This is a genomic window from Gottfriedia acidiceleris, assembly GCF_050457485.1.
Taxonomy (GTDB): Bacteria; Bacillota; Bacilli; order Bacillales; family Bacillaceae_G; genus Gottfriedia; species Gottfriedia acidiceleris_D.
On record NZ_JBCMJM010000001.1, the window covers coordinates 226,468 to 243,117 of the forward strand.

Below are 16,650 nucleotides of genomic sequence, written 5' to 3' on the forward strand. Positions count from 1 at the left end.
CCTCTAGTAACTAGAGGGTCAAGTAGGATTTTCATTAAGTTTCTCGTAAGGTAATAAAATTTCCGTGACATGCTTTTCTTTATCGTTGGTAAAGCCGTAATCAATAAGTGTGATTTCAAATGAATCGTCTAACAGTTCATAATTGTGTTTTTTCATATACGTCAATAATTTCTTATAAAAACCAACAGCATCAATGTGAGTACCTTTAAATCGAACTCTCAAATAGTCTCTTGATGGAATAAGAATGGAGGTTGGAGGTATGTGATCACCATCTTCAAGTATCATGAAAATACTAGAATATTTATCAAAAACATTATTTTTCAAATTAGAGGCTGAGATCGAGATTCCAATTTTCCCTAAAAAAATTTCCTCATTAATTCCAAAACTGTTCCTTAATTCTGTAATGGGTAATTCAATATCATCGCCTATAACGTAATTATGGCGTAAATATGCCACATGCATTTCGGGAAGTGTTATTTCCATTATTTTATCTAAAGGAGTACTAACAGCATCTTCAATTTGCAATAGGCGGCGTGATATTTTAGTTTCAATAATCTCCAATTCTTTCTTTTTTTGAGCAACTTCATTTTTTTGTTTTTTTAACATTTCAACAAGCGCATTAATTTCTCGATAATTAAAAAAATCTATCATTTCGTTTATTGGTAAATCTAGAGCCCTCAAATATTTTATTGAATTTAACCTTTCAAACTGCTGCGTTGAATAATATCTATAGTTGGTCTTTTTATCGGTAAATTCTGGACATAACAGACCAATCTGATCGTAGTACCTAAGAGTTGCAATTTTGACTTGGAATAATTTTGATACTTCTCCAATTGTAAAATACTCTTTCATTTCTTAAAAACCCCTCTATTTGCCATGAAATTGATATACCTTATTATCAAAAATTCTTTCATTTAAATAACCTCCAATTTTTGATAATAGTAATTTCCTTACCGAATGATTGTTGTAATTTAAATAATACATTCAATTCAGGTCGTCATCAATTAATAAAAAATGTTCATTATGAAAATAAGAAAATTCAATTATCTAAATTAGGATTGTTAATGATAATATAAAAAAATAGAAAGAAAATTTGTATATTCAATCAATTAATGCAAAGTAGGAGCAGATCAAATGGAAAAAGAGATATATATAATTAGACACTGTGAAGCAGAAGGACAGCCATATGAGGCAAATCTAACGGAGCGAGGTTTAATACAAGCTAAGCATTTGAGTAATTTTTTCTCAAAAATTAAAGTTGACCAAATAATTTCAAGTCCTTTTTTACGAGCAATTCAATCAATCGAACCGACTAGTAATGAAATGAAAATAGACATTGTTCTCGATAAGCGACTGTCTGAACGTAAGTTAAGCTCGATTGATTTACCTGACTGGCTTGAAAAATTAAAAGCCACATTTGAAGATATGGAATTGAAATTCGATGGCGGCGAATCAAGTCAAGAAGCTACTAATCGTGCAATAAGCGTAATAGATGAAATCATCAAAAGTGAAAATCAAATTACAATCGTTGTAACTCATGGGAATTTGATGTCTTTAATTTTAAAACAGTTTAACAAAAAATTTGGTTTTGAGAATTGGAAAAGTTTAAGCAATCCTGATATTTATCTTTTGAAGTTTAAGAATAATGAGTTTGATTGTGAACGTTTGTGGCAAGTTGAATAAGAGAGTTGGTACCAAAAAAATATAATTCACCTAAGCTAACAAATTATTAAAATTAAAGGCTCTGTTAAAGACGTTTGTTGAGTTTCTTATGCAACTAAATGGCAGATTAGTTGCATAAGGTTTTTGATTAAAAAGGATTTTTAGTTATAAAAGAGAAAATAATAAATGGGATATTTATCCATTATTTAAAATGATGATTATTACAAACAGAGATTTTTTATTTTTAGTACAGGAAAAGGTGACTGCTTTGAGATTATTAATTGGAGATATAGTGTTTGTTATTTTGTGCTACTTAATTTTGAGAGCAATTATACTTATACTAAAAAAGAAAAACAAAAAGACTATTTTTTGGTTTAAAGAATTAATAGGACTTTTGCTTGTTATATATACATTAATGGTTATTTCAGTGACTATATTCCCTTTATACAATATTCCACATTGGAAACTTCAATTTCCTTACTGGTCTATAAATTACATACCTTTTACCTCGATAATTAGAGATATTAGTGAAGTAGGAATAGCATATAGTGGTGACGTAGTATTTATGATTAAATTGATTGTAAGAAATGTAGGGGGCAATATTTTAATGTTTATGCCTCTGGGATTTCTTCTCCCTGTATTGTGGGAAAATTGCAAAAGGCTTAAAAACATTTTAATGATTGGACTTATTGTTTCCTTCAGTATTGAAAGTTTACAATTTGTAGAATGTCTTTTAGGAGTAAGTTTAGGAAGGAAAATAGACATTGATGATGTTATTTGTAATGTGTTTGGGACTATCTTAGGTTATCTCATCTATAAACTTTTACTTATATTTTTAGGTAAGACAAAAAAAGTATTTAGACGATCTAATCATCTTGATATTTAATTAAAGTAGTTTCTTATTGAACTAACTCATGCGTTAGTTTGATAACATTTTGGAGCTGTGATCGGCTCTTTTTTTATTCAACAAAATGGCAGATTAGTTGAATAAGATTTTTTTGAAAATTACCTATATAATTAAAATATAGCTAGTGTTCAAGAGGAGGACTTATGGAAATTAATGATGAAATCTATGATAAAATAGTTGAACTTTCTGAGGAAGGTGATGCATTATTTGAAGCACAAGATTATGTTGGTGCCATTAAGAAATACAAAAATGCCTTAGATCTAATACCTGACCCTAAATATATGTGGGAAGCTAGTACTTGGGTTCTTACCGCACTTGGGGATGTATATTTTCATCTTGAGGATTATAACGAAGCAAAGAATTATTTTTATGATGCATTTAATTGTCCTGAGGGAATGGGAAATCCATATATACTACTGAGGTTGGGGCAGAACTTATATGAAACCTGTGAAAAAGAAAAGGCAAAGGAATATTTATTGAAAGCCTATATGTTGGAGGGACAGGACATATTTGAAGAGGAAGATCCAAAGTATATAAAGCTAATACAAGAACTATTATAGGGGGAAATAATGTTGAAAAAATCAAATCTTGATCTCGAGAATAGGATATCTTCACTTTTTGACAAGAGTAGCCAGGAGTTCGATTTACGAAACTACAAAGACTCAATAAAATACCTCCAAGAAGCCTGGAATGCTATACCTGAACCTAAAGGTATTTACAAAGATAGTTATCATTGTGCTTTATTCTTAAGTGAAACCTATATCTTAATTAATAATTTTTATGAAGCCAAAAAATGGTCAGAAATAATTTATAACTGTGGTCTAAATAGAATCGATACGGGAGAAAGAGAATTTCTATCAGGAAAAGTAGCATACGAAATTGGAGATAGAAGTGCTGCAACACAGTACTTTAAGATAGCAAATGAAAAATCTGAGGGAAGATGTTTTATTGATGAAGATAAGAAATATGTAGAATTCTTTAAACAAAAGTAATTCACTTTTTTGATAAAGTTGTTGCTTATTATCATCTTTCCTTATTCAACTAACGCATGCTTTAGTTGTATAAGAACTTAGGAGCTGATCTTTAAATTAGCTCCTATTTTTATTTGGCAGTTTATTCAATGAGGAGTAGGAATTTCTTGATAAAAACAGAATATATCATTAAAAGTTGATTAAAAAGTAAGGGGAACAGTTTATGAAAGATTCTATATATAAAATTCTTCATATAGTGTTGTTGATTGGAATTTGTATTTTGCTATATCGTGTTGGAACTGAGCTCGATAAAATTGGTGATACAATATGGCGAAGTAATTTTGAATAAAATATTTTTCTCTTATGCAACTAACGCATGCGTTAGTTAAACATTTGTACTTTTAAATTTAAAACAAAGGACTTTTTACCGATATATAAGAATCATTAAATTACATAAGAAATGGAGAATATTTATAATGTGGAAGAAATTTATAGGTGTATTTCTAAAATACATGTGGCCAGAGATTAAAGAATTGCTACTAAAATACTGGAAAGAAATCTCTGAATTTGTATTGGCAAAAGTTACCGTACTATTTAAAAAATGGTTTGATGACTTGATTCAAGAAAAAGTTGATAAATCAGAAGAGAGTTTAAAAAAGTCTGAAACTGCGACTGATCCAGAGGAAAAGAAAAAGTATCAATACGAGGCTGAATTTTACAAAAGAGAAGCCGAGTCTTTAGCTGAAAAGATAAAAGACTGGGAAGTAAAGTATGAAAAACTGAAGCAGTCAGTAGATAAAGAAGTTAAAGAAAAAACTACACATCTAAAATCAAATGACTTGTTTGAGTCTAACTCAAAAGGTGAATATAAAGAAATTAAACTTGTAAACAATCAAAATATTCTAAGGTTAGAAAATAAGAATGAATAAAAGGATTTTTAAATCTTTATGTAACTAACGCATGCGTTAGTTAAACAAAGATAGGCTACTACGGTAGTCTATTTTTTTATTGCACTAACTTTCTATTTAATTAGATAAAGGGATTTATAACTTTTAATTGAATATATTTATTAACATATTTTGGAAATTAGTCACTATTAAAAAAGAACAGCCACGAGAAGGAAAGTTTATTATTTGGAGTTGATTATATGAAAAAATTCATAATTCTTTTAATTCTATATTTATTGACTAGCACTTCAACATTTATGTTAAAACCACGTGTAACTTTTGCTTGTTCATGCGTAAAAGAACAAACTGTACAAAAGGAATTCTCTCAATCGAAGGCTGTATTCAGTGGTGAAGTAATTGATATTAAAACTACTAAATTTTCAAATCCTAACTATAAAAAAGTTCTTTTTGAAGTTTCCAAAACGTGGAAAGGCATAAGTAGTTCCCAAGTAATTATTAAAACAGGGCAAGGTCATGGTGACTGTGGAATTGACTTCATCAAAGGGCAAAATTATCTTGTTTATGCCAGAGCTTCTAAAATGTATGGAGAAAACTCTCAATCGCTAACAACTACTATATGTGATTCTACAAAAGAGTTTAGCTTAGCACAAAAAGACCTAACAATTCTAGGTGAAGGAAAAAAGCCAATCAAAAATGTAAATTACAAAGAAGAATTTCAAAGAAATATTTTTGATAATCTATTTAATTTTATTTTATTTGGAGGTATTTGTACGATTATTTTAGTTATTATTTTTAGAATACGAATGAAAAAAAGAGCATAGTACATCTAACAATCTCACTTTCAAGAATAGTTCGTTTTTCGTAGTTTGTCCTGAATTTCGACTGTGTTCTTATTAAACTACCATGGGAGTACGATATAAACTTCCATTCACTGTTGTGAATCTGAGGATTCATGGATGGCTAACGCATGCATATATTCAATAAGAAATAAAAAAATCCTTCTTAAAAAAGAAGGATTTTTTTATGCTAGTTTTTTGTTATTAGAATAATCCTTATCATTTTATTAGTAAAAGGGATTATCATTTTTGCACAGAATTTACATATTATGGAAATAAAAAGGAGAGGTTTTATGAAGAAACTACTTTTATCACTTTTAGTTTTAACATTATTTGGATGTTCCAATAAATCGCTTCTTTTTAAAGGGGAAAGCGAACATTGGAAAGGAGAATACTCTGCTGATATAACCAATGATACGAGAGAAGATGGACAATTTATTTTTAAACTAAAGAAAGGTAATAAAGTAAAAAAGAATCTAGAGATTAATATCAATAATGGTCAAACTGTTCGCACAGAAGAATTAAATAACGAAACTACTATTACGATTCCTAATGCCTGCTCTGGTTGTTCTGTTACAAGTATATCCTCACCTATTGAAGTAACGATAAAATGGAATAATCAAGAGGAAACTTTTAAATTAAAGAAAAAATAATCTGGTACTTTTAACACAATGAAATCTGAGACTATTTTAGGCTTCCTTGGTCAATTTTAGTATACAATTCTAATTCAACTAAAGCAGTGCGTTTGTTGTATAACGAATATGCTGATTTGCAGACTTTTTTATTTTACTAACGGATTAATATCTACAAAAAACCCATGTAATTTTTGAATTGATCTCTTAGTTCTTAACGAGGTGATTTTTATTAAATCATGATCATTAGGAGGAAGACAAAGTGTCAAATGAAATTAAGAGTTACATTGACTATCAAATGGTAAAAATTCCAGGGGGAAATATAGAATTAAGAGACGATAGAATAAAAAGTAAATGGAGAACTGAAATAACCATTTCTTCTTGCCCAGTATCCTGTAACTATGGGGATATACAATACTATAACTAATACATCACTTAATACTTTTGTCAGAGATCTAAAACCAGTTGTGAATATTTCTTGGAATGATGCAATTTCTTTTTGTAATCTACTTTCACAGAAAGCAGGACTGAAAGAGTGTTATTCAATAAGTAATGATGGTGAAAACATATTTTGTGATTGGGAATCAGATGGCTATAGACTTCCTACAGAAGCAGAGTGGCAATATGCGTGTAAAGCAGGGACGACGGGTTATAGATACGGTGAACTTGATAAAATTGCCTGGTATAATGAAAATTCTGGAGATAAAATACATGAAGTAGGAAGAAAGGAAGCGAATGCTTGGGGTCTATATGATACGTTAGGAAATGTTTGGGAGTGGTGTTGGGATTTATATGATGGACAGGTCTTGGGCAGAGGTAGCAAGAGGTTGTGGTGCTTCATGTCGTCGTCGTAGCCATCCTTCATTTTGCATAGACGACCTTGGATTCCGTCTTGCACGGTCTTTTTAATTTCCTGAAAGGCTGGGGCCAGTTATTAGTCAATGCTTAAACGTTCTTATGCAACTAAAGCAATGCATTAGTTGAACAACGCGATCGACGATTTGTCGGTCTTTTTTATTGAACAAAATGGCAGTTTAGTTGAACAAGGAATTATAAATTTGAGTATAGAATATTAATATTATGAATGATTTATGACAAATACACCAAGAGGATAATCGCTAAAGTAGGGCTGAAGAATATATTTCTATAGAGGAAGAAGGCTTAAAAAAACCGAGTTAAAGGAGAAAATATATGTTCTTCTTCGATCAAATTTTACCGATAATTAAAAATGCTTTTTTTATCGCCTTGATTTTTTTCATTATATTGAAGATTAGAAAAAAGGATAAAAAAATAAAAAAATTTGAAATAATTAAGATTATCGGGATTTCATTATTTTGCAGTTTAATATACTATATTGCTTGTTTATGTATTGCGATTTTCTTATGGGATTTGGCGTTAAAATCGTAAAGAATTTATTCTATATAAGCAGATTTTTATTCATGAAAAAGTGCTAATTTAACTAATGCATACAATAGTTGAACAACTTGATCGACTTTGTAGTCGATTTTTTTGTTGTACTAAATGGCAGTTTAGTTGAACAAGGAAACCCTAATTCTTTGTAGAAATTTATAGTAAAATTGATTTATTGAAGTGGGTGGAGATATGGATTTAGGAATCATAAGAAAAGTAATTGAGAGTGGTAAAGTAGAGGAAGCAGAAAGAATATTGGAAGAAATCGGAGAAACAAGACAAGAAAATTGTATCCCTCTTCTGATCGAGTATTTAAAAAGTACAGAGAATCATAGAATAAGAAATACAATTGCGATTGCCCTTAGCGATATAGGAAGTGAAAAAGCAATTGAACCACTTATTGAAATGATAAATGACCCTAAAACACTGGGATATCGAGGTTCTTTGTTTTATGCATTGAAAGCATTTGATTGTTCGGCACACATAGAAACGTTAGTTTATCATTTGTTAACTGGTAACTTCGAAGTTCAAGCAAACTCGTTTCAATTGATGGAAGAAAATATCCATTCAGTTATAAATGATGAAGTTTTATTAAAATGTATTTTAAAGGTTAAGGAAGAACTTAATGAACTTGAGCGACAAAAGGAAATACTTTCAGATGCTTTAGAAATGTTAAATTCATTCAAAAAAAATTAATAGATATTAACCAAATTCTTCAACTAACGCATGCAATAGTTGAATAGTTTGATCGGTTCATATTTTTAAAATATGCGTATATTTGAAGGAGTCATTTGTTAAGTTGCAGAGAGGAGGAACAATAGAATGATATGGGGATTTTTTAAAAAGAAACAAACATTTTACCATGCAGACAGATACTCTAGGGAGTATATAGAAAAAATGCTAAAAGTTACAAGTGAGTATGAATTAACAAGAATACCTACTATTTTTTCATTTTTATTAACTAGCTCTGATGATCTGAAAATTAGAACAGCAAAAGTTCTTTATGAATATGTCATTTCGTTAAACATTCTTGAATTATCAAAGCTCGATAACTTGTTTAGAGAAAGAACTTCATTAGATTGGTCATATGATTGGAGAAATGAATCCCCAGAGAATTTATTATTACCGGATATGACTAATGATGAGAAGTTAATAATACTAGGATTATGTAGTTTTCATCCAAATGGATACTTTAGAGAAAAAGCGATCCATTTATTAAATTTGGATGATTCAGGTAAAGAATTGCCTTATTTACTAATTAGATGTAACGACTGGGTTACAGAGGTAAGAGAGACTGCTAAGAAATATGTCAAGATTCGATTAACAAATAAGTATGTAAATCACATCGTAAGTAATCTTCCACTATTCTTTAAGTTAAAGAACACAAAGCGAAATGATAATAGTGTCTTTGAAGATGTAGTCCAGTTGTTATCCCAAAAGGAATCGTTACCTTTTTTGGACGAAGGTACAAAATCAGACTTTACTAAGATTAGATATTTCTGTTATCAAATGATTAGATATTCCAAATTAGTTAATAAAGAAATACTTATAAATTATCTTAAACTAGAAAAAGAACCTCACCCGCGTCTTTTACTCTTTAATGAAATAATAGGTGATATTAGTGTTAATGAATTTAATGACTATTACCCTATTTTGAAGAAGGACAAATTTCCAATGATTCGTGCAAAGGTATTAGAGAAGTATTATTCTTTCTTTCCAGGTGAGAGCGTATTAGAACTTGAAAGTGCACTATTAGATAAAAGCGGTACAATTCGATCGATTGCAAGATTCTTATTAAAAAAGCAAAACATAACTGACTTTGCTCCTTTTTACATTCGTATGATCAATTCAGAACAATTTCTTCGTGGAGCGATATTAGGGTTAGGCGAAGTAGGTAAGAAAGAGCATGTACAGTTGATAATTCCGTTTTTAGGTAATTTTAATGTTTCAATAGTTAAAGCCGCTAACTATGCAATCTCTATTTTAGATGGAGAAAATCAAAAGGAAAGTTTTATGAAATTGCTTGATCATAAACAAGAAGGAGTATCTAATGCTGCTAGGAAGTCATTAACTAAAGTTTACTATAATGATACGAAAGAACAATTATATAATTTGTTTAAAGAAACTAAATACGAACATACAAAATATAATCTAACTCATTTACTATGTTCACTATCTAAATGGGATGCTATTAACTATATTATTGAGTTTTATGTAAATACGGAAGATACTGTAATCTCAAACTTAGGGAGAATAAATTTTGTTAAATGGATAGAAAACTTTAACCGTACTTTTGATTCACCGACTAAGAATCAAATTGAAGCTATTAAGAACACATTAGCTAAGTATGGTAGTAAATTAGAAGAACAAGAACTAAAAGATATTGAATTCTATATAAAAGGGTTTCAATAATTTTGAATATGTTACAAAATCTTTCCATTTATTATCAAATCAGAAATTAATAATTGTTAGAGTTTGGAATGTTTCACTTAGACTAACTCATGCAATAATCGACAACATGATCGGCTGTATAGTCGATTTTTTTTTGAAGTAAATGGCCGTTAGTGCAATAAGACATTAAGGTTTGATAAATTATTATGTATGAATCGTTAAATACGATTCCATTCAAGGAGAAATATATGAGTATGCAGAATGAGTTAAATCATATAGTCAAAGAAACAATTGCACCTTTATTTAAAAAAAATGGATTTAAGAAGAAAGGAAAAAACTTTGCTAAAATATTTCCTGACTTTGCCTGGACTGTTAACATCCAATCTTCTAAATGGAATACAAAAAATGAAGTAGAGTTTTTATTTAATACTGGAATTTATTGCGATAAAGTATATACTACTTTATCTGAAATGAAATCTCCAATATTTCCATTAGAAGTAAACTCGATGTTAAGACTACGAATAAGTGATATAAAAAACATACGTGAAAATTGGTATAAGATATCAGATAAAACGGATATTGAAGAAATAAAAAAGCAGGTGGAAAGTGATATTGTAAATGTTATAATTCCTTATTTTGAACAATATCAAAACATTGAAGATATTATAAATGTTATAGAATTAAAGGAAGAACTGGGGCGGTTTGAACCCCGACATCATTTAACTCTTCTGTATCATTATTACGGTTATCCTGAAAAAGCACAAAAAAGAATGAAAGAAGTATATTTAACATCCAAGTTTGATTCACAAAAAGAGTATATAAAGGAACTTTCCCAAAAAATTGGAATAAACGTGAATTAATAGAATACCTTATTCAACTAATGCATTAGATTGTTCAATTTTAAAGAGATTAGAATCATAGTTTAAACGTGTTTGGAGGAAATTATTTGAATGATTTAATTATAGATACTGTCGCATTTTCAAAAGAAGAATCTAACTTTGATACATACGAAATCATAGATACAGATTGGAAAGATGAATATGGCCTAGTAGTACTTCTTAAGGAAAAAAAGAAGTATACCCTCTTCTTTAATGAAGAAAATTTTCTTTCACTCAATCTTAAGGTAGATTTCCCTATTGTAAGATGGGTAGATAGGGAGACAATTGTTATTGTAGATTCTAGGGAAGAATTAAAAAAGGATAATGTTTTTATTTTAAATATAAATGGTATTATAGTAGATTCCTTTAATTGTGGTGATGGTGTAGAAGATGTCGAAGTAGGCAAGGAAGGAATTTGGATTAGTTATTTTGATGAAGGTGTTTTTGGAAGTGGAATTTCTACAGAGGGTTTAGTGTTATTCAACTTAGAAGGTAAAGTTCTTTTTAGATATCACTCTGATTTGTTTAAAGGTCCGATTATAGATGATTGTTATGCAATTTCTAAAGGGAAGGGATCGTCCATTTGGCTATTTCCATATTCCGAATTTCCATTGTTACAACTATACCCTGAATCAAGAGAAATAAAAACTTATAAAGTCCCTGTAAAATTTCGTGGTTCACATGCTATAAGCATAAGAGGTAAGTATGCATATTTTTATGGTGGCTATGGTTCAAAAGGTACGCTTTATTGTTGGGAAATCGGCAAGAAAAAACATGAAATGATAGGGAAAATCGATGGGATAACCAGAGGATTAGGTAATGGTGAAAGTAATCATTTCATATCTATGTCAGATAAATTAATAAGATTACATAAGATAATAAAAGATGATGAATTCAGTTTTCTTAAACATTGATTTTTAGTTAGTGAAAAGATTGTGAAAGTAAATGGAATCCAACATCAGAAGTTAATTACTTAAATGACTAATTAAAAAGAACACTACTTTAGATATTCAAAAACAGTAGTGTTCTTTATTTATATTTTTTAAAGCATATCTTAAATTTTGAAGTTAATGTTTATTCTTTGATAACAAGAGTTTCCCATCCATCATAATGACCACCGAAATGTTCAGATGCTTCAATTAAGAAATCAGTTAATTCATCAATGCTATCTAGATCAACATGATCTATTCTAGAAATACGTATGGTAAATTCATACTCTTCATCTAAATCTTCATCAATATTTGAATACTTTTCTTCAAAATTAAAACCTTCTTTTGCTATTTCGCTAATAAACTCATTTATTTTTATTTCATCATTAAATAGAATAAAATGTTCGACTTTGCGAGGTAATTTTAATTTGTCACCTGATTTTTGTAATTGCTCAATTAATTCAGCATTGCTTATATGCTGTAGATGGTATTGGTTTGGATATAGAAATTCGAAATAATATTCCCATAGTTCTTCTTCATCCATACCATACACTTCAAATTCGTAATTATTTGCTTCAATAATTTGTTCAGCAACCTCAATTAGCATTTTAGGATCTTGTTCCGAAGTATAATAGACAAGTTCTCTAAAACCATCAGTCGTAACTCTACCAACATTAAGGTAGAGTTTTGGATTAATTCGTTTTTCAATATCCTTATTAACTTTTTCTAAAACTTTTAATTCATGTTTACTAGGAAAACCTCGTTCGTCTGGATTTTTTAATTGTAGTTTTATACAAACAATAGTTGGATAATCTTCAATGTTTACTTCTTCAGTTACTTCCATATCTAATACTACAGTAGCTGGTTTATCATTTATAAAACTAAAATACGCATTCCAATACTCAGACATTTATATTTCTCCTAATAAAATTTGACTTTTATCGCTTCACACGAATTTCTAATTCCTCAAGCGTAAGTGATAATTTATCCTCATCAATATTAATTTTTAAATCCTCAAATGTATATTCAGCAAAATGAGGTATATCAATTGTAATGGCAGAAAGCTCTTTACTAATAAAAGTAGAGTCCTTACCTGCTTCTAATTTCTTTTTGTAGCGATTAAATTTAGAATCAAGATTTTCCATATTCTCGTACAATTCTTCGACAGAGTTGTAAAGTTGAATTAATGGAATAGCCGATTTTTCTCCTACTCCAGGGCAACCAGGTATATTATCACTAGAATCACCTAATAATGCTTTTACATCAACCCATTGTTTTGGATGGATCCCATAATCATTACTGAAGTGCTCAAGGGAGTAAACAATTTCACCAGTTTTTTGAGCAATGATTTGAGAGGTATGCTCGTTAATTAATTGTAGTAAGTCTCGATCATTACTATAAATATAGCATTTATTTTTAACAGAATTAGACCAATTATTTGATAAAGTACCCATTAAATCATCTGCTTCATATGGTGCCATTTCTAGTTGAGCAATACCGATTTCCTCTAATGCTGTTTTTAAAGTGAAATATTGTTCGATAAGTGGTGTTGGTAATTCTCCACGAGTTGCTTTATAAAAATCATATTTATTTCGACGATCAGTTTCTTCACGTTTAACATCCCAAGTAATTGCTAGATGAGTAATGTCATGTTCTTTAATTAAGTTAAAAAGCTTTGGAATAAAAACTCTTAATGCATTTATATAAACGCCATCTTTTGTCTTAGAAAGTTGTTCATCACTTCTCCCATAAGAAGTTGCAAAATAACCTCTACTTAATAAGTTAAAGCCATCAATTAATAATAAAGATTGATTTTCCATTTTATAAATCACCTAATATCTATTTATTTAATATCAAAATGATAGCATATCCTACTGAAAATGATAACTAGTGTATTACTGCCAATTAGAATGAAAGTACGGATTTTAAGCACATTTTATTTCATTCACGTATAATGACATAAAACTTTCGTTGGAAAATTGAATTTTCTGTTTATTTATTAATTAACTTTTACTATAATGGAGTTTATATAAAAAAATGCAAAGGGTAGGTAGTTATATGGAGAAAGTAAAAAGTACTGTTAAGATTGAGGATATTTTAGTTGCCTATAATACGTTAAAAGAAGTTACGATTAAAACACCTTTGCAGATTAGTACAATGCTTAGTGAAAAATATGATTGTAACGTATTTTTAAAGCGAGAGGATTTACAAATTATCCGCTCATTTAAGCTTAGAGGGGCATATTACAAAATTAGCAACTTGTCTTATGAAGAAAGACAAAAAGGGGTTGTATGTGCAAGTGCAGGTAATCATGCTCAAGGCGTAGCATATACATGTAATCATTTGCAAGTGTATGCGAAAATATTTATGCCATCTACAACGCCGAATCAAAAAGTATCTCAAGTGAAATTCTTTGGTGGACCTTTTGTTGAAGTTATATTAATCGGTGACACCTTTGATATTGCTCATCAAAATGCACAAGCTTATTGCAATGAAAATCAAATGACATTTATTCATCCGTTTGATGATCAAGATGTAATTGCAGGGCAAGGTACAGTAGCAGTTGAAATATTAAATGAAATAGACCGTCCAGTAGATTATCTATTCGTAGCAATCGGCGGAGGTGGATTAAGCTCTGGAGTTGGAACATACATAAAAGGAATTAGTCCTTCAACGAAGGTGATTGGAGTAGAGCCGATGGGTGCCGCTTCAATGGCTGAATCGATTGCAAATGGAAGAGTTGTATCTTTACCTTTTATTGAAAAATTTGTTGATGGAGCAGCGGTTGGTCAAGTTGGTTATTTAACATATGAAATCTGTAGAGATGTACTTGACCAGGTTGTCGCTATTCCAGAAGGTGAGATTTGTACAACGATTTTAGAGCTTTATAATAAAAATGCTATCATTGCAGAGCCCGCTGGAGCTATGTCTGTATCAGCTTTAGAATTATTTAAAGATGAAATAAAAGGAAAGAATGTCGTTTGTATCATATCTGGTGGAAATAATGATATTGACCGACTTCAAGAAATAAAAGAAAGGTCTTTAATTCATGAAGGACTAAAACATTATTTCATCATCAACTTCCCACAACGATCTGGCGCATTACGTGAATTTCTTGATAAAGTATTAGGACCAAACGATGACATTACGAGGTTTGAATACACAAAGAAAAACAATAAGGATAATGGGCCAGCACTAGTTGGAATAGAATTGGCCAATAAATCTGATTACAAAGCATTGATTGAGAGAATGAATTGTCATGAAATTCAATTTATGGAAATAAACAATAACCCAACATTGTTTAATCTACTCATTTAGATTTTAAGGGTTTGATCTCATCAAGTAATATAGTGAAAAAACCTACAAGGTAATTAATTCCTTTGTAGGTTTTTTTGATTTCTCGCAAAAAATATAACATATATTTTCTGTAATAGTTTATCAATGAGTAGTGAATGAAAAAAGTGCATATTTCTTCAAAACGGATATTCCTGTTAAAAATCAACACTCTAAATTTGAGTGAACAATTTCTTTATGCGCCTAGCCTAATTATTATTTTTTTTTAATAAATCATGGCACTTGACATCATAAACTACATAAAATACAATGTTTCTAGAAATACTGAAATAAGTATTGGTCATTGAGAGGAGGTTAAAGTGGTGAACGATGATATTGCAGTAAAGGTTTATAAAGCATTAGGAGAAGCTACTCGTTTACAAATAGTTAAAGTACTTGCTAAGCAATCTGAATTAGCTTGTTTAGAGATGAAAAATCAAATAAAAGTATCGGCCAATTCTACATTGACACATCATTTAAAACCATTACTTGATTGCGGCTTGCTAACAGTTCGCAAAGAAGGAACCTTCAGATACTATAGTTTACAACGAGAAGTTTTGGAAAAATACGCACCCGCTTTACTTTAAAATAAAGCGGTATAATTTTAGTTTATATTTCAGTATTTGTAGAAATACCGAATAACCTAAGGGGGAATTGAATATGAGTTTAGTAAGCAAAGATGAAACTAGTTGGGGAAAATTAGAAAATGGTGTAGAAAGTAAACTTTTTGAACCAGTAAAAATAGGTGCTTGGAATTTACGTAGTCGTACTGCAATGGCTCCATTAACAAGAAGTTTTGCAGATGATCAAACAGGCGTAGTTGGAGAAGATATAGTCGAATATTATCGTAAACGAGCTGCAGATGGCGTAGGTTTGATTATCTCTGAAGGAACAGTTATTAGTCCACGTGGAAAAGGTTACCCAGGTATTCCAGGAATATATTCTAAGGATCAAATTAAAGCTTGGAAAAAGGTAACTGATGCTGTTCATAAAGAGGGCGGCACAATGATTTCTCAAATTTGGCATGTAGGACGATTATCTCATCACGAGCTTGCTGGAAATATGCCACCGCAAGCACCATCAGCGATTCCTGCAGAAGGATTAGTTTCTCGTTTTCGTAAGCCATATGATATACCTGAAGAAATGACTACCGAGGATATTAAAGAAGTAATCAATCAATATGCTCAAGCAGCTAAAAACGCCATTGAAGCTGGTTTTGATGGAGTCGAAATTCATGCTGCACATGGATACTTAATCGATCAATTTAATTCAGATGTTACAAACCATCGTACAGATCAATACGGTGGTGATCTACCACAAAGATTAACTTTCATGAAGGAAGTTATAAAAGCTGTTATCGAAGCAATTGGTACTGAAAGAACGATGATTCGATTTTCTGCACATAAAGCTGATATTCCGGGCTATATGTGGGAAGACCCAGATTATGCAATTCGTACATTCATTGAAGCATTCAAAGAAGTTGGTGCAACTTTATTACACCCTTCAATTATGCAATTTGATCGTATACTTGCAGATGGTAAAACGATGCATCAGCTTGTTAGAAAGTACTGGGATGGAATTATAGTTGGAGTGGGAACGTTAAATCCTGAAATGGCAGAAAAAGCTATCATTGAAGGAACAATTGATGTTGCTGCGTTTGGGCGTCCTCTAATTTCGAATCCAGATCTTCTACACCGTTTAAAAAATGGTGAAGCAATTGAAGAATATGATGTTAAAAAGCATCTAAATGTTCTAATCTAAGCTTTAATTTGAATAGATAGTAGGAAGGAAGC

The 16,650-nt window shown here is 30.3% G+C and carries 17 protein-coding genes and 1 pseudogene; 15 read left to right on the forward strand and 3 right to left on the reverse strand.

Translation table 11 applies throughout. The annotated features are described in order from the left end of the window. Nucleotides 1-18: 18 nt before the first annotated feature. Nucleotides 19-852 (reverse strand): MerR family transcriptional regulator, encoded by an 834-nt coding sequence (locus ABEY15_RS01035; protein ID WP_429887856.1) that lies wholly within the window; start codon nt 850-852, stop codon nt 19-21. Between the two features lie 282 nt (nt 853-1,134). On the opposite strand from ABEY15_RS01035, the gene ABEY15_RS01040 reads away from it, so the two are divergent. The 12 genes and pseudogenes from ABEY15_RS01040 to ABEY15_RS01095 all read left to right on the forward strand — a co-directional run bounded on the left by ABEY15_RS01040 (nt 1,135) and on the right by ABEY15_RS01095 (nt 11,509). Continuing rightward, a complete protein-coding gene (locus tag ABEY15_RS01040; protein ID WP_429887857.1) occupies nt 1,135-1,683 on the forward strand; it encodes a histidine phosphatase family protein in 549 nt (182 codons plus the stop codon). 247 nt (nt 1,684-1,930) lie between these two features. Then, nucleotides 1,931-2,548, forward strand: coding sequence for a VanZ family protein (locus tag ABEY15_RS01045; protein WP_429887858.1), 618 nt, complete (start codon nt 1,931-1,933; stop codon nt 2,546-2,548). Between the two features lie 164 nt (nt 2,549-2,712). Further along, the gene (locus ABEY15_RS01050) at nt 2,713-3,129 is read left to right on the forward strand and encodes a tetratricopeptide repeat protein (protein WP_429887860.1); all 417 of its coding nucleotides are present in this window, start codon (nt 2,713-2,715) and stop codon (nt 3,127-3,129) included. Nucleotides 3,130-3,141: 12 nt separating this feature from the next. After that, a complete protein-coding gene (locus tag ABEY15_RS01055) occupies nt 3,142-3,561 on the forward strand; it encodes a hypothetical protein (protein ID WP_429887862.1) in 420 nt (139 codons plus the stop codon). 455 nt (nt 3,562-4,016) lie between these two features. Beyond that, the gene (locus tag ABEY15_RS01060) at nt 4,017-4,469 is read left to right on the forward strand and encodes a hypothetical protein (RefSeq protein ID WP_429887863.1); all 453 of its coding nucleotides are present in this window, start codon (nt 4,017-4,019) and stop codon (nt 4,467-4,469) included. 218 nt (nt 4,470-4,687) lie between these two features. Continuing rightward, nucleotides 4,688-5,269 carry a hypothetical protein gene (locus ABEY15_RS01065; RefSeq protein WP_429887864.1) on the forward strand — a complete coding sequence of 194 codons (582 nt, stop codon included), beginning with the start codon at nt 4,688-4,690 and terminating at the stop codon, nt 5,267-5,269. 308 nt (nt 5,270-5,577) lie between these two features. Then, nucleotides 5,578-5,937 carry a hypothetical protein gene (locus ABEY15_RS01070; protein ID WP_429887865.1) on the forward strand — a complete coding sequence of 120 codons (360 nt, stop codon included), beginning with the start codon at nt 5,578-5,580 and terminating at the stop codon, nt 5,935-5,937. Between the two features lie 277 nt (nt 5,938-6,214). Beyond that, nucleotides 6,215-6,825, forward strand: a pseudogene (locus ABEY15_RS01075) (formylglycine-generating enzyme family protein). A gap of 693 nt (nt 6,826-7,518) precedes the next feature. Next, on the forward strand, nt 7,519-8,022 hold the full coding sequence (locus tag ABEY15_RS01080) for a HEAT repeat domain-containing protein (RefSeq protein WP_429887866.1): 504 nt from the start codon (nt 7,519-7,521) through the stop codon (nt 8,020-8,022). Between the two features lie 126 nt (nt 8,023-8,148). Continuing rightward, a complete protein-coding gene (locus ABEY15_RS01085) occupies nt 8,149-9,738 on the forward strand; it encodes a hypothetical protein (RefSeq protein WP_429887867.1) in 1,590 nt (529 codons plus the stop codon). A gap of 227 nt (nt 9,739-9,965) precedes the next feature. Beyond that, on the forward strand, nt 9,966-10,577 hold the full coding sequence (locus ABEY15_RS01090) for a DUF4304 domain-containing protein (protein WP_429887868.1): 612 nt from the start codon (nt 9,966-9,968) through the stop codon (nt 10,575-10,577). Between the two features lie 86 nt (nt 10,578-10,663). Beyond that, on the forward strand, nt 10,664-11,509 hold the full coding sequence (locus ABEY15_RS01095) for a TetR family transcriptional regulator (protein WP_429887870.1): 846 nt from the start codon (nt 10,664-10,666) through the stop codon (nt 11,507-11,509). A gap of 160 nt (nt 11,510-11,669) precedes the next feature. On the opposite strand, the gene ABEY15_RS01100 is transcribed toward ABEY15_RS01095, so the two are convergent. Next, nucleotides 11,670-12,434, reverse strand: a complete 765-nt coding sequence (locus tag ABEY15_RS01100) for a DUF695 domain-containing protein (protein ID WP_429887871.1) — start codon at nt 12,432-12,434, stop codon at nt 11,670-11,672. 28 nt (nt 12,435-12,462) lie between these two features. Continuing rightward, on the reverse strand, nt 12,463-13,344 hold the full coding sequence (locus ABEY15_RS01105; RefSeq protein WP_429887872.1) for a 5'-3' exonuclease: 882 nt from the start codon (nt 13,342-13,344) through the stop codon (nt 12,463-12,465). A gap of 238 nt (nt 13,345-13,582) precedes the next feature. Here ABEY15_RS01105 and ilvA point away from each other — a divergent pair, with 238 nt between their 5' ends. The 3 genes from ilvA (at nt 13,583) to ABEY15_RS01120 (ending at nt 16,618) form a co-directional block, all read left to right on the forward strand. Continuing rightward, complete coding sequence (gene ilvA, locus ABEY15_RS01110; RefSeq protein WP_429887873.1) at nt 13,583-14,842, forward strand: threonine ammonia-lyase IlvA; 1,260 nt, start codon at nt 13,583-13,585, stop codon at nt 14,840-14,842. Between the two features lie 338 nt (nt 14,843-15,180). Beyond that, nucleotides 15,181-15,444 carry an ArsR/SmtB family transcription factor gene (locus ABEY15_RS01115; RefSeq protein WP_429887875.1) on the forward strand — a complete coding sequence of 88 codons (264 nt, stop codon included), beginning with the start codon at nt 15,181-15,183 and terminating at the stop codon, nt 15,442-15,444. Between the two features lie 73 nt (nt 15,445-15,517). Continuing rightward, a complete protein-coding gene (locus ABEY15_RS01120) occupies nt 15,518-16,618 on the forward strand; it encodes an alkene reductase (protein ID WP_429887876.1) in 1,101 nt (366 codons plus the stop codon). The last annotated feature ends 32 nt before the right edge of the window (nt 16,619-16,650 follow it).